Genomic DNA, 21,705 nt, shown 5'->3' on the forward strand with positions numbered 1-21,705 from the left:
GATGGCCGGCACCGAGCCCCGCCTCGTGGTGCTGCCCGACCCTGCCACGCTGGCCGGTGAGGTGGCCTCGACGCTGCTGGCCCGCCTGGAGGCCGTCCAGGAGGCCGGCCGGGTGCCGCAGGTGGTGCTCACCGGAGGCTCGATCGCCGTCGAGATCCACCGTGAGATCGCCCGCCGCGCGGTGGACTCGCGCGTGGACTGGTCGCGCGTGGAGCTGTGGTGGGGCGACGAGCGGTTCGTGGCTCCGGGCGACGCCGACCGCAACGACGCCCAGGCCGACGAGGCCATGCTCGACCAGCTGCCGCTGGACCCCGCCCGCGTCCACCGGATGCCGTCGAGCGCCGACGTTCTTGACGTGGACGCCGGTGCGGCGTCGTACGCGCGGGAGCTGGCGGCGCTCGGCCGTGACCAGGCTGTCGGCGGGAGCGAGGACGGCGTCGGCTTCGAGTTCGACGTGGTGATGCTGGGACTCGGACCGGACGGCCACGTGGCCTCGCTGTTCCCCGGGCATCCGGGGTTGGGCGCCACCGGCACGGTCGTGGGGGTGCGGGACTCCCCCAAGCCGCCGCCGCTACGGATCTCGCTCACCTTCGAGAGCCTCAACCGAGCCCGCGCCGTGTGGTTCGTCGTGGACGGGGCGGCCAAGGCCGACGCCGTGGCCCGTGCGCTGGCCGGCGGCGACCCCCACGAGATCCCCGCCCGAGCCGTCCAAGGCCGCCACGAGACCACCTGGTACCTCACCACCCCCGCAGCCCCCGCAGGTGCCGACCCGGCGTGAACTCGCGCCGTACGGGTGCCGAGTCGGCGTGAACTCGCGCCGTACGGGTGCCGAGTCGGCGTGAACTCGCGCCGGACAGGTGCCGAGTCGGCGTGAACTCACGCCGGACAGGTGCCGAGTCGGCGTGAACTCACGCCGTACAGGTGCCGAGTCGGCGTGAACTCGCGCCGTACGGGTGCCGAGTCGGCGTGAACTCACGCCGTACGGCGGACATGGGCGGGTCGTTATCCACAGACGTGTGAATGTCCCGTTGGCAGTCCGTCCCGGCGCCGCGACATTGGCGGCATGACATCGAAGACCTGGCTGCAACAGCCCCTCCTCGACGCGACCTTCCCGCTCCCCCTCGACGCACCGTTCACCACGGCGATGGCGCTGCAGGAGGGGGTGAGCTCCTTGATGCTGACCCGGTTGGTGGATGCGCGACTTCTGCGACGCCCGATCCGCGGCGTCTACCTCGCCTCGCAGGCCGGCGATTCGGTGGCGCTGCGCGCGGCGGCGCTGGCCCAGGTGGCGCCTGCCGACGCCGTCATCTGCGGGCGGCACGCCGGTTGGCTGCACGGTGCCGAGATGGTGCTGGCGCCACACGAGCACCTCGAGCTCCAACCCATCTGCATCTTCCGGCCATCCGGGCACGGCAGGCTGCGCAACAAGCTGGCCGACAGCGGTGAGAGGTGGTTCGCCGACGGCGACACCGAGGAGCTGCACGGTCTGCTGGTGACGACACCGCTGCGCACGGCCCTCGACCTCGGCCGTCTCGAACGACGAGATCGCGCCATCGCCGGGCTCGATGCGATGGCCCGGTTGGGCGGATTCTCGTTGGAGATGCTGCGGCACGCGGTCGTCCGATTCCGCGGGATGCGCGGGGTGGTCCAGTTGCGTCAGCTGGTGTTGGTAGTGGATCCGCTGGCCGAGTCGCCCGGCGAGTCGGTCCTGCGGTTGCGCTGGATCGACGCCGGCCTGCCAGCACCGCGGCTTCAGATCGAGGTCATCCGCAACGGCATCCTCATCGCCCGCCTCGACATGGGGAACGAGGAGCTCCGGTTCGCCGCGGAGTACGACGGCGCCGAGTGGCACTCCAGCGGCCAGCAGCGGGCGCACGACCTGGCCCGGCGCGAGCAGCTCGACCAGGAGTTCGGCTGGGAGATCGTGGCGATGCGCGCGGGGAACGTGTTCGGCCAGCAGCGTGACTGCGAGGAGCTCATGTGGCAGGGCGTCCGCCGAGCCCGAGAGCGCCACGGCCGACGGGTGGCCTGAGCGAGTTCACGCCGACTCGACGCCGTACCCGCGCGAGTTCACGCCGACTCGACGCCGTACCCGCGCGAGTTCACGCCGACTCGACGCCGTAGCCGCGCGAGTTCACGCCGACTCGGGTCAGAAGATGATGTCGCCGGACTTGCGCCGGCTACGCAGCAACTGCAGGGCCTCGGCGAGGATGTCCTTGGCCTCCTGGTCGGAGCGGCGCTCCTTCACGTAGGCCAGGTGAGTCTTGTAGGGCTCGTTCTTGGGAGCCGGCGGCGGGTTGTCGCTGTCCTGGCTGGCCGGCAGGCCGCACTTGGGGCAGTCCCACGCCTCGGGCGCCAGCGCCTCGATGGCGAACGCCATCACCGACCGGTGGTCGTTGGAGCAGTAGTAGGTGACTGTCTGCCGGGGCGCGGCGTCACCCCGCTCAGCCTCGCCCAGCGGGCCGGCTCCGACCCGACTGCCCCGAATGGCGCTTCCTCCACCAGCCACGCGACGAACCCTTTCTCAGACGCCGCCGTAGGCCTTGAGCAGGCCTAGGGCGACGATGCAGGCGAACCAGATGACGGCGATCCCGACCGTCAGGCGGTCGAGGTTGCGCTCAGCGACCGACGAGCCCCCCAGGGAGCTCGAGACGCCACCGCCGAACATGTCGGAGAGGCCTCCACCGCGCCCCTTGTGGAGCAGCACCAGGAGGATGAGCAACAGGCTCGTGATCACGAGCAGAACGGTGAAGAGGAGTGTCACGGTCAGTCAGCCTACGTCACGTACGGGGACTCAGAGGACAGGCAGGTCGTAGAAACGGCAGATCCCGGCGAACTCCTCGGCCTGGAGGCTCGCGCCGCCGACCAGGGCGCCGTCCACGTCGTCCTTGGTCATGATGCCCGCGACGTTCGACGCCTTGACGGAACCGCCGTACAGGATGCGCATCTTGTCGGCCGCGTCGTCGCCGTGCAGCTCGCGGATCTTGCCGCGGATGGCCTCGCAGACCTCCTGGGCGTCCTCGGGCGTGGCGACCTCGCCGGTGCCGATCGCCCACACCGGCTCGTAGGCGACGACCAGGTCGGCCACCTGCTCGGCGGTGAAGCCGGCCAGCGATCCCTGGACCTGCGCGAGCGTGAACGGCACGTGCTCGCCGGCCTGACGGATCGGCAGACCCTCACCGACGCAGACGATCGGAGTCATTCCCGCCGCCAGGGCCTTGTGCGCCTTGGCGTTGACGACCGCGTCGCTCTCGGCGTGGTACTCGCGGCGCTCGGAGTGACCCACCACGACGTAGCTGCAGCCGAGCTTGGCCAGCATGCCCGCGGAGATCTCGCCGGTGTAGGCGCCCGCGTCGTGCTCGGACACGTCCTGGGCGGCGTACTTCACCGAGAGCTTGTCACCGTCGACGAGCGTCTGCACCGAGCGGAGGTCGGTGAACGGCGGGACCACGACGACCTCGGCCTTGGCGAAGTCGTGCTTCTTGTCGGAGAGGGTCCACGCGAGCTTCTGGACCAGCACCACCGCTTCCTGGTGGTTGAGGTTCATCTTCCAGTTGCCCGCCATCAGCGGCGTGCGTGCGTTCTTGGCCATCGGGATCCTTCGGCTGCGAGTTGGTCGCCGCCATGGCGACGTCGGGGGGAACATGCGGGCCCGGGGGCCCGCGCCGCGCGTCCCGGGACAGGGTCCCGGGACGCGCGAGCGAGGTGCTGGGCGCTCAGCTCTCCAGGACGGAGATGCCGGGCAGCTCCTTGCCCTCGAGGTACTCCAGGCTGGCACCGCCGCCGGTGGAGATGTGCCCGAAGGCGCTGTCCTCGAAGCCGAGCTTGCGCACGGCCGCGGCGGAGTCGCCTCCGCCCACGACCGAGAGCCCGTCCACCTTGGTGAGGGCCTCGGCCACCGCGCGGGTGCCGGCGGCGAACTCGTCGACCTCGAACACGCCCATCGGGCCGTTCCAGAACACCGTCTTGGCGTTGGCCAGCGCAGCCGCGAAGGCCACCCCGGAGTCGGGACCGATGTCGAGACCCAGCGTGTCGGCCGGGATGTTCGAGGCCGGCACGACGATCGGGTCGGGCGTGGTGTCGCCGGTCGGGAACGTGTGGTCCACGACGATGTCGGTGGGCAGCACGATCTCGACGCCGGACTCGCGGGCCCGGTCGAGGTAGGCACGGCAGGCGTCGAGCTGGTCCTCCTCGAGGAGGCTCTGCCCGACCTCGTGGCCCTGGGCCTTGAGGAAGGTGAAGACCATGCCGCCGCCGATCAGCAGCTTGTCGGCCTTCTCCAGCAGGTGGTCGATGACCCCCAGCTTGTCGGAGACCTTCGACCCGCCGAGCACCACGACGTAGGGCCGCGCGGGGTCGACGGTGAGACGACGCAGCACGTCGATCTCGGTCGCCACCAGGTTGCCCATCGCGTGCGGCAGCCGCTGCGCCACGTCGTACACCGAGGCCTGCTTGCGGTGCACCACCCCGAAGCCGTCGGAGACGAAGGCGTCGGCGAGCGCGGCGAGCTGGTCGGCGAATGCCCCCCGCTCGGCCTCGTCCTTGCTGGTCTCACCGGGGTTGAACCGGACGTTCTCCAGCACGGCGACGTCGCCGTCACCGAGCGCGGCGACGGTCTCGCGGGCGCTGTCGCCGACGGTGTCGGTGGCGAACGCGACGTCCTTGCCGAGGAGCTCGCCGAGCCGGGCGGCCACCGGCCGCAGGGAGTACGCCGGGTCGGGCGCACCCTTGGGCCGGCCGAGGTGGGCGACCACCACCACCCGGGCGCCGGCCTCGGCCAGCGTCCGGATGGTGGGGACGCTGGCTCGGATCCGGCCGTCGTCGGTGATGGTCGTCCCCTTGAGGGGCACGTTCAGGTCCGAGCGGACCAGGACGCGCTTGCCTCGTACGTCGCCGAGGGCGGCCAGACCTGCGCTGGAGTCAGGCACGATCAGAGGCTCTCACCGATGTAGCCGATGAGGTCCACGAGGCGGTTGGAGTAGCCCCACTCGTTGTCGTACCAGCCGACGACCTTCACCTGGTTGCCGATGACCTTGGTCAGCGGCGCGTCGAAGATGCACGACGCCGGGTCGGTGACGATGTCCGAGGACACGATCGGGTCGGTCGAGTACTTCAGGAAGCCCTTGAGGGCGCCCTCCGCGGCGGCCTGGACGATCGCGTTGACCTCCTCGACGGTGGTCTCGCGACCCGCCTCGAAGGTCAGGTCGGTGGCGGAGCCGGTCGGGACCGGGACGCGCAGTGCGTAGCCGTCGAGCTTGCCCTTGAGCTCGGGCATGACCAGGGCGATGGCCTTCGCGGCACCGGTCGAGGTGGGCACCACGTTGAGCGCGGCGGCGCGGGCACGACGCGGGTCGCGGTGGATGTTGTCGAGCAGGTTCTGGTCCGCGGTGTACGCGTGGACCGTGGTCATCAGGCCCTTGACGATGCCGAGCTCGTCGTGGAGCGCCTTGGCCATCGGCGCCAGGCAGTTCGTCGTGCACGAGGCGTTGGAGATGACGTGGTGCTGGGCCGGGTCGTAGTCGGTGTGGTTGACACCCATCACGACCGTGATGTCCTCGTTCTTGGCGGGGGCCGAGATGATGACCTTCTTGGCGCCCGCGTCGATGTGCGCCTTGGCCTTGGTCGCGTCGGTGAAGAAGCCGGTCGACTCGATGACGACGTCGACGTTCAGCTCGCCCCACTTCAGGTTGGCGGGGTCACGCTCGGAGAACGTGGCGATCTCCTGGTCACCCACCTTGATCGAGGTCTCGGTGGAGGAGACCTCCGCGTCGAGGCGACCGAGGATCGAGTCGTACTTCAGCAGGTGAGCGAGCGACGCGTTGTCGGTGAGGTCGTTCACCCCCACGATCTCGATGTCAGCGCCCGAAGCGCGCACTGCACGGAAGAAATTGCGGCCGATGCGGCCGAACCCGTTGATGCCTACACGAACCGTCACTTTTGAGGACTCCTCTGTGCGTTGTCGACTGGAGCCGAGCGCTCAGAGAGCACCCGGGTTCTGCGCCATGGAAAACCCTACCCCGCGCGACCCACGTCACGCTCCCGCGCGGGGGCTGCGAGACGTTGAGCAGGCCAATACCTGCCAGAGGTCCCTACCGAGGGGGTCAGACGTCCTCAGCGAGCATGTCGGGGGTCAACGACGACTCCGTGTCGGGGATGCCGAGCTCCTCGGCGCGCTTGTCCGCCATCGCGAGCAGTCGACGGATCCGACCGGCGATGGCGTCCTTGGTGAGCACCGGCTCGTGCAGCTGCCCGAGCTCCTCGAGCGAGGCCTGCTTGTGCTCCAGACGCAGATGACCGGCCATCCGCAGGTGGTCGGGGACCTCCTCGCCGAGGATCTCCATGGCGCGCTCGACGCGGGCGCCCGCGGCGACCGCGGCGCGCGCGGAACGGCGCAGGTTGGCGTCGTCGAAGTTCGCCAGCCGGTTGGCCGTGGCGCGGACCTCGCGCCGCATCCGACGCTCCTCCCAGGCCATCAGCGACTCGTGCGCGCCGAGCCGGGTGAGCAGGGCCCCGATCGCGTCGCCGTCGCGGATCACCACCCGGTCCACGCCGCGGACCTCGCGGGCCTTGGCCTGGATCCCCAGCCGACGGGCGACGCCCACCAGCGCGAGCGCGGCCTCGGGGCCGGGGCAGGTCACCTCCAGCGCGGAGGAGCGCCCCGGCTCGGTGAGCGAGCCGTGGGCCAGGAACGCTCCGCGCCAGGCGGCCACGGCATCGCAACCGCCCCCGGAGACCACCTGCGGCGGCAGCCCCCGCACGGGTCGACCGCGCACATCGAGCAGGCCGGTCTGGCGGGCCAGCGACTCCCCGTCCCGGATCACCCGCACGATGTAGCGGGTGCCCTTGCGGATGCCGTTGCCCTGCACGACCGCCACGTCGGACTGGTGGCCGAAGACCTCGGCGATGTCCTTGCGCAGACGTCGCGCGGCCGCGCCGGTGTCGAGCTCGGCCTCGACCACGATCCTGCCGCTGACGATGTGCAGGCCGCCTGCGAAGCGGAGCAGGGAGGCGACCTCGGCCTTGCGGCAGCAGGTCTTCGTGATCGGAGTGCTCGACAGCTCTGCCTTCACCTGTGCTGTCATCGCCATGCCCGAGATCCTCCCATGTCCGTCAATTCCGTCCGTGCCCGGCCGAGCCTGCCGCGGGGGTCAGCCACACCTCAGGATCCGGTCGTACGCCGCGGCGAGTCGGACCGGATCGTGGCGGGCCGTGCCGTCACAGCGGGCCACGTCGTCGAGCACCAGTCTGCCTCCGGCGGAGGCGACCACCTGCTCGAGGGTATGCGGGTCCGGCACCGCTGCGCGATCGGCCAGGACGGTGTCGATGCGCAGCTGCGGCGCGTGCTCGAGCAGGGCCGCGAGATGGTCCTCCGGCGCGTAGCCGAGCGTCTCCCCCTGCTGGCCCTCGAGGTTGAGCACCACCAGCAGCCTCGCCTCGGTGGCCACCAGCGCGTCGCGCAGCGAGGGCACCAGCAGGTGCGGGATGACCGAGGTGTACCAGGAGCCCGGGCCCAGCACCACCCAGTCGGCCGAGAGGATGGCCTCGACCGCCTCTGGGCAGGCCGCCGGGTCGGGCGGGTCGAGCTGGATGCCGACGATCGCGCCGTCCGTCGTGGCCACCTCGACCTGCCCCCGGACCCGGGTCAGGGCCTGGGCGTCGCCGGGGTCGATCCCACGCACGTCGGCGGTGATGTCGAGCGGGGAGATGGACATCGGCAGCACCCGCCCCTGGGCACCGAGGAGCCGGGCCACCAGCGCGAGCGCCTGCACGTGGTCGCCGAGCAGCTCCCAGAGCCCGACGATCAGCAGGTTCCCGACCACGTGGCCGTGCATCTCGCCGTCGCCGGCGAAGCGGTGCTGGAGCACCTTCGACCAGGTCTGGCCCCAGTCGTCGTCACCGCAGAGGGCGGCGAGGGCCATCCGGAGGTCGCCGGGCGGCAGGACGCCGAACTCCCCGCGCAACCGCCCCGAGGAGCCGCCGTTGTCGGCCACCGTGACGATCGCGGTGAGGTCGTCGACCACCCGGCGCAGCGACGAGAGCGAGGCGTGCAGCCCGTGCCCACCGCCGAGCGCCACCACCGAGGTGCCTGCGGTCGGTGCGGAGTCCGGCAAGGTCACTCCCGCCCGAGGTCACGGTGGGTGGCACGCGCCTCGATACCGGCCTCGGTCAGCCGGGACGCGATCTCCTCGGACATCGCCACGCTGCGGTGCTTGCCGCCGGTGCAGCCGATCGCGACGCGCATGAAGCGCTTGCCCTCGGTGAGGTAGCCGGCGGTCACGGTGTGCAGCAGCGGCACGAACTGGTCGAGGAACTCCTGCGCGCCGTCCCGGCTCTTCACGTAGTCGGCCACCTCGCTGTCGCGACCCGAGCGCGGACGCAGCTCGGGGACCCAGTGCGGGTTGGGCAGGAAGCGCATGTCCGCGACGAAGTCCGCGTCGACCGGGATGCCGTACTTGAAGCCGAAGCTGATCACGTTGACCTTGAGCCGGGTGGCGTCCGGGGTCCCGAAGGCCTCGGCCACCCGGTCGGTGAGCTGGTGCACGTTGAGGCTGCTGGTGTCGATCACCAGGTCGGCGTTGCTGCGCAGATCGGCCAGTACGACGCGCTCGCGCTGCAGCCCGTCGAGCAGGCGCCCCTCGGCCTGGAGCGGGTGCGGGCGGCGCGCCGCCTCCTGGCGTCGCACGAGGACCTCGTCGGTGGCCTCGAGGAAGAGCAGGGTCGTGCGCCGTCCGGTCGCGGAGCGCGCCAGGATCGACTGCAGCGACCCGAAGAACGACCCCGATCGCACGTCGACGACCACCGCGATGGGCTGGGTGCTCCCCCGGCTCTCGTCGACCAGCTCCACGACGTCCTTGAGCAGGCGCGGGGGCAGGTTGTCGACGACGAAGAAGCCGAGGTCCTCCAGCTCCTTGGCGGCGGTGCTGCGCCCGGCGCCGGTCATCCCGGTGACGATCACCAGCTCCCCCGCCGTGGCCGGCGCCGGATCCCGCGGCACCTCGCTGGCTGCCTCGCTGGTCGGGGTCATCAGTCCTCCTCGATCTCGCCGGTTGCGGTGTTGATGCGGACAGTCTGGCCGGTCGGCGCCGGCTGCGTGACGGCTTCCTTGATCGCGGTCGCCGTGCGCGGCCCGATGCCCGGGACCGCGGCGATCTCCTCGAGGGTGGCGCCCTTGAGCTTGCGCAGCGAGCCGAAGTGCTTGAGCAGCGTCTTGCGGCGCACCTCACCCAGCCCGGGCACCCCGTCCAGGGCGCTCTCGACCATCGTCTTGGAGCGGCGCCCGCGGTGGTGGTTGATGGCGAAGCGGTGCGCCTCGTCGCGGATGCGCTGCAGCAGGTACAGGCCCTCGCTCGAGCGCGGCAGGATCACCGGATCCTCCTCCCCGGGGACCCACACCTCCTCGAGCCGCTTCGCGAGCCCGCACACCGGGATGTCGTCGATGCCGAGCTCCGCGAGGGCCCGCTGGGCGGCCGTCACCTGCGGCGGGCCGCCGTCCACGACGACCAGCCCGGGCACGTAGGCGAACTTGCGCGGTCGGCCCGTGTCGGGATCGACCAGCATCGGCCCCGACTCCGCCGCGACCTCGCCCCCGGTCGTCACCTCGCCGGTCTTGGCCTGGTCGTCGAGGAGGCGACGGAAGCGCCGGGTGATCACCTCGTGCATCGAGGCGACGTCGTTCTGCCCCTCCACGCCGCGGATCACGAAGCGCCGGTACTCCCCCTTGCGGGCGAGGCCGTCCTCGAAGACCACCATCGAGGCGACCACCTCGGTGCCCTGCAGGTTCGACACGTCGTAGCACTCGATGCGCAGCGGCACCTCGTCGAGCTCCAGCGCCTGCTGGATCTCCTCCAGCGCCCGGTTGCGGGTGGTCAGGTCGCTGGCCCGCTTGGTGCGGTGCAGGTTCAGGGCATGCTCGGCGTTGCGCGCCACCGTCTCCTGCAGCGACTTCTTGTCCCCGCGCTGCGGCACCCGGATCGCGACGCGGCTGCCCCGCAGCTCCCCGAGCAGCTGCTCGAGGGTCTCCACGTCGGGCGGCAGCGCCGGCACCAGCACCTCGCGCGGGATCGCGTCGCCGGCGTCGCCGGCGTAGAGCTGGAGCAGGAAGTTCTCGACCAGCTCGGGCGTCTCGCCCTCCTCGACCCGGTCGGCCACCCACCCGCGCTGACCCCGGATGCGCCCACCGCGCACGTAGAAGATCTGGACCGCGACCTCGAGGGGGTCCTGGGCGAACGCGATCACGTCGGCGTCGGTGCCGTCGCCGAGCACCACGGCCTGCTTCTCCAGGGCCCGGTTCAGCGCCCCGAGGTCGTCGCGCAGGCGGGCCGCCTTCTCGAAGTCGAGCGCCTCGGAGGCGGCGTACATCTCCTTCTCGACGCGTCGCACGAACGCCGTGGTCTGCCCGCCCATGAAGTCGCAGAAGTCCTCGACGATCCGTCGGTGCTCCTCGGCGCTGACGTTGCCCACGCACGGCGCCGAGCACTTGTCGATGTAGCCCAGCAGGCAGGGGCGCCCGATCTGCGCGGACCGCTTGAACACGCCGGTCGAGCACGAGCGCATCGGGAAGACCCGCAGCAGCAGGTCCACGGTCTCGCGGATCGCCCAGGCGTGGCTGTAGGGGCCGAAGTAGCGGGTGCCCTTCTTCTTGGCGCCGCGGCCGACCATCACCCGCGGGAACTCCTCGCCGACGGTCACGGCGAGCCACGGGTAGGACTTGTCATCGCGGTACTTCACGTTGAAGCGCGGGTCGTACTCCTTGATCCAGGAGTACTCCAACTGCAGCGCCTCGACCTCGGTGTTGACCACCGTCCACTCCACGCTGGCCGCGGTGGTGACCATGGTGGCGGTGCGCGGGTGCAGGCCCCCGATGTCCTGGAAGTACGACGAGAGACGGGCGCGCAGGTTCTTGGCCTTGCCCACGTAGATCACCCGCCCACGCGGGTCCCGGAACCGGTAGACGCCCGGCTGGGTGGGGATCGACCCCGGCTCCGGACGGTAGGAGAGCGGTCCCCGGGAGCGTGGGGAGGGTCGAGCGGGCGTCACCCGACAACCCTACGGGGCGGCGGGGACAGGGCCGCGACCCGCACCCGTCAGGAATGCCAGCGAATCTTTGTCTACTGGTTTACTGTACTTATATGCGGCATCACGACCTGTACGGGCTCCCCCAGACCACCAGCCGCGAGGCGGCCGCGGCGTACAACCGCGGGCTCTCGCAGGTGCTGCGCCTGCGCAGCGGAGCCGCCGGGTCGATCGCCGAGGCGCTGGCCCTGGATCCCACGTTCGCGCTGGCGCACTCCACCCTGGCCCTGCTCGGCTACGAGATGTGCGTGCCGGTCGACGTGGCGGCCCGGCTGCGCGACGCGGAGCTGCACGCGCGCCGGGCCACCGAGCGCGAGCGGCGCCACGTGCAGGCGGTGATCGCCCATGTCCGGGGTGACTCCGCTCCGCTGCTGGCGCAGGTCCGCAACTGTCCGCGCGACGCGCTGCTGCTGTCGGTGGCGGTGCCGACGATCGCGTTCTCCGGGGCGACCGAGGTGCCGGCCGAGGCGTGGAGCCTCGTGGAGGGCGCCGCCGATGCCTACGGCGACGACTGGTGGTTCGCCGGGATGCTGGCCTTCGTCCGCCAGGAGCAGGGCCGCCACGACGAGGCGATGGACCTGGCGAACTGCTCGCTCGCGGTCGAGCCCACCGCCGGGCACTCGGCGCACGCCCGGGCCCACGCGCACTACGAGACCGGTGATCACGGCGCCGGCCTGGCCTGGATGGACGACTGGGTGAGCACGCACGGCGCCGGCAGCGACGGACGTAGCCACTTCTCCTGGCACGCCGCGCTGCACGAGCTGTCGCTGGGAGACCTGCCGGCGGTCCGGGCTCGCCACCGCTCCCAGCTGACGCCGTCGAGCGCTCCGGGCAGTCGGGCGTTGGTGGACACCGGGTCGCTGGTGTGGCGTTGGGCGCTCACCCCGGGGGCCGAGGACGTCCCCTCGCTCGACGACGTCGCGGCGGCGGTCGGCCCTGAGGTGCTCGCGCGGCCGGCGACGCCGTTCGTGGCGATGCACGCCGCGGTGGCGCTGCTCGCCCTCGGCGACGGCTGCGGACTCGAGCGGCTCGCCGCGCGCAGCGCCGCCCACGCGCACCCGACCCATCGCGAGGTGGTGGCTCCACTGGCACGCGCCCTGCTCGCCCTGCACCGCGGGCAGCCCTCACAGGCGGCCGACGGCCTGGCCCGGCTGAGCGCGGTGAGCTGGCGCCTCGGCGGCTCCGACGCCCAGCGCGAGATCCTCGAGGAGACGCGGATCTGCGCCCTGCTGCGGGCGGGCCGCTACGACGAGGCACGCGAGCTGCTCGACCGCAGGCTGGACCGCCGCCCGAGCCCGCGCGACGCCCGGTGGCGGCTCGCCTGCCGGACCTCGGCTCAGCGTCCGGCGCCGCGGTCCCCGTCGGCGCCGCAGCCGCCGTCGGAACCGCAGCCGCCGTCGGTGCTCAGACCAGCAGGATCCGGTCGCCCTCGACCTTGATCTCCACCGGCGTCAGCCCGGTGGTGGCCGGGCCCTGGGTGACGTCGCCGGTGGCGGCGTCGTACTCGCTGCCGTGGTAGGAGCAGACGATCGTGCCGTCACCGGCGTCGGTGACCAGCTGTCCCTGGTGCGGGCAGATCGCGGAGAAGGCCTTGAACTCGCCCTCGCTGGGCTGGGTCACCACGATCTTGGCGCCGACCAGGATCACACCGCCCTCGACCGGCACCTCGTCGGTGGTGGCCAGCGACTCGCCTGCCGCCGCGCTCCCGCCGCCCGAGGAGCTCGCCCCGCCCGAGGAGCCGCCGTCCTCCTTCGAGCCGGAGCCCGGCTCGGAGTCGTCATCACCCGCGCAGCCGGCGAGCGCTGCCGCCACGGCCAGCGCCCCCAACCCGTGGAAGACGATCCTGCGGCTGGGCTGGAACTCGTGGGTCATCCTGCACTCCTCATCTGACGTACCTCGCACCGCAGCCTAGTCACGCCGCTCAGCCCTTCGGCGCCACCGTCTTGCGCGCCGCCTTCCGGGGTGCGGCGGCCTTCTTGGCGGCCGCCTTCTTCGCCGGCTTCTTCTCCGCAGCCGCCTTCTTGGCCGCGGCCTTCTCGGCGCGCTCCAGCGCGGCCGCGCGCTTGGCCGCGGCCTTGGTCACCTTCACCACGGGCGCCGGCGCGTCCACCGCCTCGGAGGCGGTGGCGTGACGCCCCTCGAGCAGCGGCGCCAGGTATCGGCCGGTGTGGCTGTCCGGGTGCGTGGCGACCTCCTCCGGGGTGCCCTCGGCGACGACCATGCCGCCGCGCGAACCGCCCTCGGGGCCCATGTCGACGAGCCAGTCGGCGGTCTTGATCACGTCGAGGTTGTGCTCGATGACCAACACGGTGTTGCCCTGGTCGACCAGTCGGCCCAGCACCAGCAGCAGCTTGCGGATGTCCTCGAAGTGCAGGCCGGTGGTCGGCTCGTCGAGCACGTAGACGGTGCGTCCGGTGGAGCGCTTCTGCAGCTCGGCTGCGAGCTTGACCCGCTGCGCCTCGCCGCCCGACAGGGTGGTCGCGGGCTGGCCGAGGCGCACGTAGCCCAGGCCCACCTCGACCAGGGTCTTCAGGTGGCGTGCGATCGCGGGCACCGCACCGAAGAAGTCGACCGCCTCCTCGATCGGCATGTCGAGGACCTCGGCGATGGTCTTGCCCTTGTAGTGCACCTCGAGGGTCTCGCGGTTGTAGCGCGCCCCGTGGCAGACCTCGCAGGGGACGTAGACGTCCGGGAGGAAGTTCATCTCGATCTTGATGGTGCCGTCGCCGTGGCAGGCCTCGCAGCGCCCGCCCTTGACGTTGAACGAGAACCGACCCTGCAGGTAGCCGCGCATCTTCGCCTCCGGGGTGGAGGCGAAGAGCTTGCGGACGTGGTCGAAGACGCCGGTGTACGTCGCGGGGTTGGACCGCGGCGTGCGGCCGATCGGCGACTGGTCGACGTGGATGACCTTGTCGATGTGCTCGGTGCCGGTGATCTTGCGGTGCCGGCCCGGGATGGTGCGGGCGTTGTAGATCTGCTTGGCCAGCGCGGTGTAGAGGATGTCGTTGACCAGGGTGGACTTGCCCGACCCGGAGACGCCGGTGACGGCGACGAACATGCCCAGCGGGAACGACACGTCGACGTCGTGCAGGTTGTTCTCCCGGGCGCCGTGCACGGTCAGCTCGCGGCCCTTGGTCTTCGGCCGTCGGATCTGCGGCACCGCGATCTCGCGGCGCCCCGAGAGGTACTGCCCGGTCAGCGAGTCGGGGTGCTCGTAGAGCCCCTTCACCGAGCCGGCGTGGACGACCTGGCCGCCGTGCTCCCCGGCCCCGGGGCCGATGTCGACGACGTAGTCGGCGGCCCGGATGGTGTCCTCGTCGTGCTCGACGACGATCAGCGTGTTGCCCAGCTCCTTGAGCCGCACCAGCGTCTCGATGAGTCGCTGGTTGTCGCGCTGGTGCAGCCCGATCGAGGGCTCGTCGAGGACGTAGAGGACGCCGACGAGCCCGGCGCCGATCTGGGTGGCGAGCCGGATCCGCTGAGCCTCCCCGCCGGACAGCGAGCCCGAGGGGCGGTCCAGCGACAGGTAGTCCAGGCCGACGTCGAGCAGGAAGTTCAGGCGCTCCTGGATCTCCTTGAGCACCCGCTCGCCGATCTGGCGCTCGCGCTCGCTCAGGTCGAGCTCGCGCAGGAACTCCGCGGTCTCGTTGATCGGCATCCGGCACACCTCGGCGATGTTCTTGCCGCCCAGGGTGACCGCCATCGAGACCGGACGCAGCCGGCTGCCGCCGCAGGCCGGGCAGGGCACCTCGCGCATGAACCCCTCGAAGCGGTCCCGGCTGGTGTCGGTCTCCGCCTCGTTGTGGCGCCGCTCGATGTAGCTGCGCACGCCCTCGAACTCGGTGTAGTAGGAGCGCTCGCGCCCGTAGCGGTTGCGGTGCCGCACGTGCACCTTGGTCGGGTGACCGTCCAGCACGGCCTTCTGCGCCTTGGCGGAGAGCTGCTCCCAGGGGGTGTTCAGGTCGAAGCCGAGCTCGTTGCCGAGGGCGCCGAGGATCCGCAGGAAGTAGTCCGCGACGTGGGCGCCGCTCCACGGCTGGATGGCGCCCTCGCCGAGGGTGGCCGAGGGGTCCGGCACGACGAGCTCGGGGTCGACCTCCATCCGGGTGCCGATGCCGTGACACACGGTGCAGGCGCCGAACGGGGAGTTGAAGGAGAACGAGCGGGGCTCGAGGTCGTCGGTGTCGATGGCGTGGTCGTTGGGGCACGACATCTTCTCGGAGAACTTCATCTCCCGACCGGGGTCCTTGGCGTCCAGGTCGACGAAATCGAAGACCACCAGCCCGCTGGCCAGGCCGAGAGCGGTCTCGACGGAGTCGGTGAGCCGACGCTTGGAGGACTCCTTGACCGCGAGGCGGTCCACGACCACCTCGATGGTGTGCTTCTTCTGCTTGTCCAGCTTGGGCGGGTCGTCGAGCGCGTGCGTCTCGCCGTTCACCCGGGCGCGGGAGAAGCCCTGCGTCTGCAGCTGCTTGAACAGCTCGACGTACTCGCCCTTGCGCCCGCGGATGACCGGCGCGAGCACCTGGAACCGCCGCCCCTCCTCGAGGTCGAGGATCCGGTCCACGATCTGCTGGGGCGTCTGCCGCTCGATGGGCGCCCCGCAGGTGGGGCAGTGCGGGCGACCGGCGCGGGCGTAGAGCAGGCGCAGGTAGTCGTACACCTCGGTGATCGTGCCGACCGTGGAGCGCGGGTTCTTCGACGTGGACTTCTGGTCGATCGAGACGGCGGGTGAGAGCCCCTCGATGAAGTCGACGTCGGGCTTGTCCATCTGCCCGAGGAACTGACGGGCGTAGGCCGACAGCGACTCGACGTAGCGGCGCTGTCCCTCCGCGAAGATCGTGTCGAAGGCGAGACTCGACTTGCCGGACCCCGACAGTCCGGTGAACACGATGAGCGAGTCTCGCGGGAGCTCGAGTGAGACATCCTTGAGGTTGTGCTCACGAGCACCCCGGATGAGGATCTGGTCGGTCACAGCATTCCTAGGGTCGGGGTCGGGTCGGCGTCTCGAGACGCGACGGGCGCAGCACACGGCGCCGGGTTCGAACAAGTGTTCGCCATCACGGGGTCGAGTGCAACCCGCCACGCCTGTCGTGTCAACGATCCTACGAGGCGCGCCATGCCCGCACGCGAGGTGTTGAATGTCACCCATGGATGCCCACGCATTGGCCGCCTGCCAGGAGTCCACTCGCCGGCTGCTCCGCTCCGTGGACGCGCTCTCCGAGGAGCAGCTGCGCGCGCCGTCGGTGCTGCCGGGGTGGTCGCGCGCCCACGTGGTGGCCCACCTCGCGTTGAACGCCGCGGGTCTGGCCGCTGCGCTGGACGGGCTCGCCCGCGGCGAGGAGGTGGCGTTCTACGCCTCCGCCGCCCAGCGTGACGCCGACATCGACGGACTGGCCACCGCCGATGCCGCCACGCTGCGCGGCCGACTGCTCGCCGAGTCAGCGTTGTTCCACGAGGCCGTGACCCGGGTGCCCGCCGAGGCCTGGGCCGCGGGAGTGCCCCGGGTGCCGGGCGGGCCGCGGGTCCCCGGCGCGGCGATCGTCCCCGGGCGCCGGCGCGAGGTCGAGGTGCACCATGCCGATCTCGGCCTCGACTACGGGCCGGGCGCGTGGCCCACCGACTTCCTCACCGGCCTGCTCGACGAGCTGGCCGCGGACCTCGTCGAGTCCGGCCCGTTCCGGATCGAGGCGACCGACCTGCGCCGTACCTGGCAGGTGGGCGAGGGCGAGGGGCCGGTGGTCTCGGGCGGGGCGCCGGAGCTGGCCTGGTGGCTGACCGGGCGCGCCGACCCGTCCGCGGCCGGCGCTGCGCTCCGCACCAGCGGCGGCACCCTGCCTAGGATCGGCGCATGGCGACGTACACCGGCGAAGTGACCCCCGGGGGCTCCCCCGACACCCGCGAGCTCCCCGGCCTGAGCATCACCAAGCTCGCGGTCGACGAGAAGATGTCGAACAACTGTTACCTGCTGCGCTGCCTGACCACCGGCGAGCAGCTGCTGGTGGACGCGGCGGCGGAGCCCGAGCGGCTGCTTCCGCTGATCGGCGACGCCGGGCTGAGCGCCGTGGTCACCACGCACCAGCACTGGGACCACCACCGCGCGCTGGCCGACGTGGTCGCTGCCACCGGCGCGGCCGTGGTGGCCGGGGCTCCCGACGCGGACGCGATCACCGAGCAGACCGGCGTCGAGGTGACCCGCCGGGTGGCACACGGCGACACCATCGGCGTGGGCGACCAGACGCTGCGCGTGCTCGCCATCGCCGGCCACACCCCCGGCTCGATCGCCCTGGTCTACGACGACCCGCAGGGGCACCCGCACCTGTTCACCGGCGACTCGCTGTTCCCCGGCGGGGTCGGCAACACCTTCGGCGACGCGGACGCGTTCGCCCAGCTCGTCGACGAGGTGGAGACCAAGATCTTCGGCACGCTGCCCGACGACACGTGGTTCTACCCCGGACACGGCAACGACTCTCGCTTAGGTGTAGAGCGACCCCATCTGAAGGAGTGGCGCGAGCGCGGATGGTGACCCCGCCGTTTGCCTGAGCTGACGGGTGTGTCCGGATCGGACGGCCGTACGCCGGTGAGGCCTGCGAACGGTGGACTCCCTCAGGTGACCGGCAGGTAACTGGAGATTCCCGTGCACCTGGTGCGTGCGATCCTCCAGTTACTTGCGGGTAGGCGGGCGGCGAGCGGCGCCTTGGACCGCAGGGGCTGCCGCCTCCCGCGGGTGGTCAAGAGGGAGAGCCCAGTAGGCGCCGAACTGCCGGTCAGCGGGTAGGCGCCGGTGAGGGCGCCGTCGCCTGGTCGCACAGCGGGGCGCCGCCCCCGAAGGAGTCGCTCAGCTCGGCGGCGCCGAGCACGCGGTAGGGGTGCTCCGAGCTGGCGGCCCGACGGCGCAGGGCCAGCTCGGGCACGTCGGCGCGGGAGGCGACCACGAGCAGGTTGCCGAACCGGCGCGCGCGCAGGGTGGCCGGCTCCGCGCTCAGCAGCAGGTGCGCGAAGTCGGTCCGCAACCCCGCCACCACCCGGCGGGTCCAGGCGAACGGCGCGCGGTCGGCGAGGTTGAGCAGGAAGAGCCCGTCCGGCGCCAGCACCCGGGCGACCTCGGCGAAGCACTCCACCGTGACGAGCTCGCCGGGCACCTGCGCGCCGGCGTAGGCGTCCAGCACGACGAGGTCGGCGGAGGCGTCACGCAGGGCCGGCAGCCCGGCCCTTCCGTCGACGGGGCGCACCTTGATGCCGCTGCGGCGCGGCAGCGGTAGCCGATCGCGGACCAGCGCGGTCAGCTCCTCGGCGGGCTCGAGCACGATCTGCCCGGAGCGGGGACGGGTCGCGGCGACGTAGCGCGCCAGCGTCAGGCCGGCCCCTCCGATGTGCACGACCGACATCGGCTCGCCGGCGGGGCGGTGTGCGTCGACCACGTCGGCCATCCGCCGGACGTAGTCGAAGACCAGCCGGGTCGGGTCCGCGAGGTCGACGTGGGACTGGTCGGTGCCGCCCACCCGGACGACGAAGGACGTCGGACCCTCCGGCACGATCTCGGCATCAGCGACCACGTGCCGAGGCTACGGGGCGTCGCTCAGCGCGGCGTCAGCAGCTCGGCCGGCAGCCACTCCTCGACCACGGCCCACTCCCCCGGGCGCAGCATCGCGGCGTAGAGCACGCGCCCCTCCCAGCCGACCGGCGCCTGGCGCCACTCCACGAGCAGCCCCGGCCGCTTCACGCCGTGTCGGTCGATCGCGTCGGCGACCCAGCAGTGCTTGGCCGGACCCTCCTCCGACGGGGGCTCGACCGGGCCCGGATCGGAGGTCGCACCGAGCCGCACCCGTTCCGCCATGGGGATCCCCCCACCGCGCTTGTTCATCCCACCGGCCACTCCCCTATGGTGCCACGGGTTCGAACACTTGTGCGAACGCAGCCTGGGGGTGGACCCCTCAGTGGTAGGTGACCTTCACGGTGTCGGTGACCGGGACCGCCTGGCAGGCCAGCCGGATGCCGTCGGCGAGGTCCTCGGCGTCGAGCACCTCGTTGTGCAGCATCTTCACCTCGCCCTCGAGCACCCGGCAGGCGCACGCCGAGCAGTTGCCCTCGCGGCACGAGTACGGCGCCGGGACGCCCTTGGCCTCCAGGTGGTCGAGCAGGGTGACCGACGGCTGCCAGTCGTCGAAGCTGTAGTCGGTGCCGTCGAGCTCGACCTCGACCTTGACCGGCGCCTGAGGAGCCACGGCCAGCACGTCGGCGGCCGCGTCGTCGTCGTCGGTCTCGGCGGCCTGGATCTCGTGCTCGGCCTCCTGGACGTCCGCCAGTTCTCCGAACGGGTTGCCGCCCAGCGAGACGAACTTCTCCTGGTGGCGTCGCTCGCGCGGCAGCTCCAGCTCCTTGAGCGCGCTCACCGCGGCCTTCATGAACGGCGCGGGCCCGCACACGAACGCGTCGTACGACGTGAACGGCGCGGCGAACGCCTTGAGCTGCTCCTGGGTCGGCAGCCCCTGCACGGTCTCGAGCCAGTGCACGACGACCAGCCGGTCGGGATGCGCGGCGGAGAGCTCGCGGAAGGCGTCCTTGAAGATGATGCTGGGCTCGTCGCGGTTGGCGTAGAACACCACGATCCGGCCGCTGCCCTGCGCCAGGGCGGTCCGCACGATCGAGATGATCGGGGTGACCCCGCTGCCGCCGGCGAACAGCAGGAGGTCGGCGTCGAGGCTCTTGGGGCTGAAGATCCCGCTCGGCGGCAGCACCCGCAGGGTGTCGCCGGGGCGCACGTTGTCGCACAGCCAGTTCGAGGCGTAGCCGTCCGCGGTGCGCTTGACGGTGATGGTCAGCGACTCATCGCCGACCCCGGGGCTGCTGGACAGCGAGTAGCAGCGCGCGGCGATCCCGGTCTGGTCGCTGGGCACCGCGACGGTGAGGAACTGGCCCGGCGTGTAGGCGAAGTGCTCACGGCCCCGGTCGGGCAGGGCCAGCACGATCGAGTGCGCGTCCGCGGTCTCGACGACCACGTCCAGCACCTCGAGGGTGAAGGACTCAGTATCCATCTTCGGCTCCGATCGGGATCGCCCCGTCACGTACAGCGGACTCGATGCTCGCGGCCAGCCTGGGGCAGGGCGCGTGCACGCGGCGCCCACCGGGCGCCGAGGACATCTTCGCGAACTCCTGGCACTGCGCGAGCGCGGGTTCCGGCCACTGGATGGAGGTGTGGTGCTCGCTGTTCTTCTTGACCCCCACCCGGGCCAGGCAGTCGAGGCAGTCCACCTCGACCAGCCGGGCCTGGGTGTAGAGGCGCTGGTCCTCCAGCGTCTCCGCGCGCGACGGCACGAACGAGGCCATCAGGTGCCCGTCATCACGCCGCGCGGCGTGTCGGGTCCGGCGGTGCCGCTCGCGTCGTCCGAGCCGGCCGCCCGGTCCTCCGCGGCCTTGCGGGCGAGGTTCTCGGCCACCTCGGCGCGCCAGAACTCGTTGGCCTTGGTGGTGTCGACCTCGAACTCGAAGCGCTCGGTCATCTCCGGGGTCACGTCGGCGACGTCGACGTAGAACTGCTCGTACCAGCGCCTCAGCTGGTAGACCGGCCCGTCCTCCTCGCAGAGCAGCGGGTTCTGCACCGGCGCCTTGCTCAGCCAGATGTCCACGTCCTGCATGAAGCCGTCGCCGAACATGTCGGAGTACTTCTTCGCGATGTACTGCGCGGTCTTCTCGTCGAGGCCCTCGGGCTTGCGCACGCACAGGCCGTACTGGAGCTTGAAGGAGTTGTCGGAGGTGGGCACGTGGCAGTTCACCAGCACGACCTCGGTCTCGAAGCCCTTGAAGTCGACGTTGAGCCAGTTGACCATGTACGACGGCCCGAAGTAGGTCGCCTCGGACCTCAGCACCAGGCTCTCGTCGCCGTACCCGGCGCCGGCCATGTCCGGACGCCCGGTCGACTCCATGAACTGCGAGGCCGTGTGCCCCTCGAACACGTTGCGGAAGCTCGTGGGGAAGGCGAAGTGGATGTAGAAGAAGTGCGCCATGTCCACCACGTTGTCGACGATCTCGCGGCAGTGCGCGCTGGGCACGTCGAGGACGTTCCAGGTCCAGTCGGTCCAGGCGTCGGCGCCCACGCCGTCGAGCTCGGGCGGCAGGATCGTCAGGTCGGCGGGGCCGTGCTCGGCGTCGTGCCAGACCATCAGCTGGCCGTTGCGCACGGCGGTGGGATAGGCCTGGGTGCGCGCACGCAGCGGCACGCGGCGGGCGTAGGGGATCGCCTTGCACTTCCCGTCGCCGCCCCAGCGCCAGTCGTGGAACGGGCACGCGATCTCGTCGTCCTTGACCGTGCCCTGGGTCAGGTCGCCGCCCATGTGGCGGCAGTAGCCGTCGAGCACGTGCACCTCGCCGGCAGTGTCGCTCCAGACCACGAGCTTGCCGCCGAAGGCCTCGACGGCGTGCGGCTCCCCGTCCGCGAAGTCCCGGACCAGGCCGAGACAGTGCCAGCCGCGGGCGAAGCGCTCGGGCGGGGTGCCGTGGTCGAGCAGGCGGGTCTCAGTCATGGTGCTGCCTCCGGGGTGTCGGCGCGCGGACGGTGGACCAAAACGAGAACAGGTTATAGTTTGCCGGGTGCGGGCGCCACCCTCGTCGCCCTCACCCCCCCGGGGTGCTCGG

The 21,705-nt window shown here is 71.4% G+C and carries 21 protein-coding genes; 5 read left to right on the top strand and 16 right to left on the bottom strand.

Annotation, left to right across the window (positions count from 1 at the left end; genetic code table 11):
- Nucleotide 1 precedes the first annotated feature (1 nt).
- Entirely contained in the window at nt 2–778 is a 777-nt protein-coding gene (gene pgl / locus AC6EH9_RS10905) for a 6-phosphogluconolactonase (protein ID WP_498423005.1), read from the top strand.
- A 285-nt stretch (nt 779–1,063) separates the two neighbouring features.
- On the top strand, nt 1,064–2,032 hold the full coding sequence (locus AC6EH9_RS10910; protein WP_498423007.1) for a type IV toxin-antitoxin system AbiEi family antitoxin domain-containing protein: 969 nt from the start codon (nt 1,064–1,066) through the stop codon (nt 2,030–2,032).
- A gap of 117 nt (nt 2,033–2,149) precedes the next feature.
- Here AC6EH9_RS10910 and AC6EH9_RS10915 read toward each other — a convergent pair whose 3' ends face one another.
- The 9 genes from AC6EH9_RS10915 to uvrC form a co-directional block, all read right to left on the bottom strand.
- Nucleotides 2,150–2,509, bottom strand: a complete 360-nt coding sequence (locus AC6EH9_RS10915; RefSeq protein WP_498423008.1) for an RNA polymerase-binding protein RbpA — start codon at nt 2,507–2,509, stop codon at nt 2,150–2,152.
- A 15-nt stretch (nt 2,510–2,524) separates the two neighbouring features.
- Entirely contained in the window at nt 2,525–2,764 is a 240-nt protein-coding gene (gene secG, locus AC6EH9_RS10920) for a preprotein translocase subunit SecG (RefSeq protein ID WP_498423010.1), read from the bottom strand.
- 30 nt (nt 2,765–2,794) lie between these two features.
- Nucleotides 2,795–3,592, bottom strand: coding sequence for a triose-phosphate isomerase (gene tpiA, locus AC6EH9_RS10925; RefSeq protein WP_498423013.1), 798 nt, complete (start codon nt 3,590–3,592; stop codon nt 2,795–2,797).
- A 124-nt stretch (nt 3,593–3,716) separates the two neighbouring features.
- Nucleotides 3,717–4,928: a phosphoglycerate kinase gene (locus AC6EH9_RS10930; protein WP_498423016.1), complete on the bottom strand. Its 1,212-nt coding sequence runs from the start codon at nt 4,926–4,928 to the stop codon at nt 3,717–3,719.
- Between the two features lie 2 nt (nt 4,929–4,930).
- Nucleotides 4,931–5,935 carry a type I glyceraldehyde-3-phosphate dehydrogenase gene (gene gap / locus AC6EH9_RS10935; protein WP_498423018.1) on the bottom strand — a complete coding sequence of 335 codons (1,005 nt, stop codon included), beginning with the start codon at nt 5,933–5,935 and terminating at the stop codon, nt 4,931–4,933.
- Between the two features lie 166 nt (nt 5,936–6,101).
- On the bottom strand, nt 6,102–7,088 hold the full coding sequence (gene whiA / locus AC6EH9_RS10940; RefSeq protein ID WP_498423020.1) for a DNA-binding protein WhiA: 987 nt from the start codon (nt 7,086–7,088) through the stop codon (nt 6,102–6,104).
- Nucleotides 7,089–7,148: 60 nt separating this feature from the next.
- Nucleotides 7,149–8,117: a gluconeogenesis factor YvcK family protein gene (locus tag AC6EH9_RS10945; protein WP_498423022.1), complete on the bottom strand. Its 969-nt coding sequence runs from the start codon at nt 8,115–8,117 to the stop codon at nt 7,149–7,151.
- Nucleotides 8,114–9,025 (bottom strand): RNase adapter RapZ, encoded by a 912-nt coding sequence (gene rapZ / locus AC6EH9_RS10950; RefSeq protein WP_498423023.1) that lies wholly within the window; start codon nt 9,023–9,025, stop codon nt 8,114–8,116. The genes AC6EH9_RS10945 and rapZ overlap by 4 nt, the downstream gene beginning before the upstream one ends.
- The gene (gene uvrC, locus AC6EH9_RS10955) at nt 9,025–11,037 is read right to left on the bottom strand and encodes an excinuclease ABC subunit UvrC (RefSeq protein ID WP_498423025.1); all 2,013 of its coding nucleotides are present in this window, start codon (nt 11,035–11,037) and stop codon (nt 9,025–9,027) included. The genes rapZ and uvrC overlap by 1 nt, the downstream gene beginning before the upstream one ends.
- Nucleotides 11,038–11,129: 92 nt before the next feature.
- Here uvrC and AC6EH9_RS10960 point away from each other — a divergent pair, with 92 nt between their 5' ends.
- A complete protein-coding gene (locus tag AC6EH9_RS10960; protein WP_498423027.1) occupies nt 11,130–12,512 on the top strand; it encodes a tetratricopeptide repeat protein in 1,383 nt (460 codons plus the stop codon).
- Here the strand turns inward: AC6EH9_RS10960 and AC6EH9_RS10965 are convergent.
- Together AC6EH9_RS10965 and uvrA are read right to left on the bottom strand one after the other, a co-directional pair.
- On the bottom strand, nt 12,478–12,945 hold the full coding sequence (locus AC6EH9_RS10965) for a Rieske (2Fe-2S) protein (protein WP_498423030.1): 468 nt from the start codon (nt 12,943–12,945) through the stop codon (nt 12,478–12,480). The genes AC6EH9_RS10960 and AC6EH9_RS10965 overlap by 35 nt on opposite strands.
- Nucleotides 12,946–12,994: 49 nt before the next feature.
- Complete coding sequence (gene uvrA / locus AC6EH9_RS10970; protein WP_498423032.1) at nt 12,995–16,048, bottom strand: excinuclease ABC subunit UvrA; 3,054 nt, start codon at nt 16,046–16,048, stop codon at nt 12,995–12,997.
- 175 nt (nt 16,049–16,223) lie between these two features.
- On the opposite strand from uvrA, the gene AC6EH9_RS10975 reads away from it, so the two are divergent.
- Nucleotides 16,224–16,949, top strand: coding sequence for a maleylpyruvate isomerase family mycothiol-dependent enzyme (locus tag AC6EH9_RS10975; protein ID WP_498423034.1), 726 nt, complete (start codon nt 16,224–16,226; stop codon nt 16,947–16,949).
- A complete protein-coding gene (locus tag AC6EH9_RS10980) occupies nt 16,925–17,599 on the top strand; it encodes an MBL fold metallo-hydrolase (RefSeq protein WP_498423035.1) in 675 nt (224 codons plus the stop codon). Before AC6EH9_RS10975 ends, AC6EH9_RS10980 begins: the two co-directional genes overlap by 25 nt.
- Before the next feature lie 241 nt (nt 17,600–17,840).
- Here AC6EH9_RS10980 and AC6EH9_RS10985 read toward each other — a convergent pair whose 3' ends face one another.
- The 5 genes from AC6EH9_RS10985 to AC6EH9_RS11005 all read right to left on the bottom strand — a co-directional run bounded on the left by AC6EH9_RS10985 (nt 17,841) and on the right by AC6EH9_RS11005 (nt 21,593).
- A complete protein-coding gene (locus AC6EH9_RS10985) occupies nt 17,841–18,629 on the bottom strand; it encodes a spermidine synthase (protein ID WP_498423037.1) in 789 nt (262 codons plus the stop codon).
- 23 nt (nt 18,630–18,652) lie between these two features.
- Nucleotides 18,653–18,910, bottom strand: a complete 258-nt coding sequence (locus AC6EH9_RS10990; protein ID WP_498423038.1) for a hypothetical protein — start codon at nt 18,908–18,910, stop codon at nt 18,653–18,655.
- A gap of 97 nt (nt 18,911–19,007) precedes the next feature.
- A complete protein-coding gene (locus AC6EH9_RS10995) occupies nt 19,008–20,108 on the bottom strand; it encodes a 2Fe-2S iron-sulfur cluster-binding protein (RefSeq protein WP_498423040.1) in 1,101 nt (366 codons plus the stop codon).
- Complete coding sequence (locus AC6EH9_RS11000) at nt 20,098–20,400, bottom strand: hypothetical protein (protein ID WP_498423041.1); 303 nt, start codon at nt 20,398–20,400, stop codon at nt 20,098–20,100. The genes AC6EH9_RS10995 and AC6EH9_RS11000 overlap by 11 nt, the downstream gene beginning before the upstream one ends.
- Nucleotides 20,400–21,593 (bottom strand): 3-ketosteroid-9-alpha-monooxygenase, oxygenase component, encoded by a 1,194-nt coding sequence (locus tag AC6EH9_RS11005; protein ID WP_498423043.1) that lies wholly within the window; start codon nt 21,591–21,593, stop codon nt 20,400–20,402. Before AC6EH9_RS11005 ends, AC6EH9_RS11000 begins: the two co-directional genes overlap by 1 nt.
- Between the last annotated feature and the right edge of the window lie 112 nt (nt 21,594–21,705).

Source organism: Nocardioides sp. Z21_20 (genome assembly GCF_059766585.1).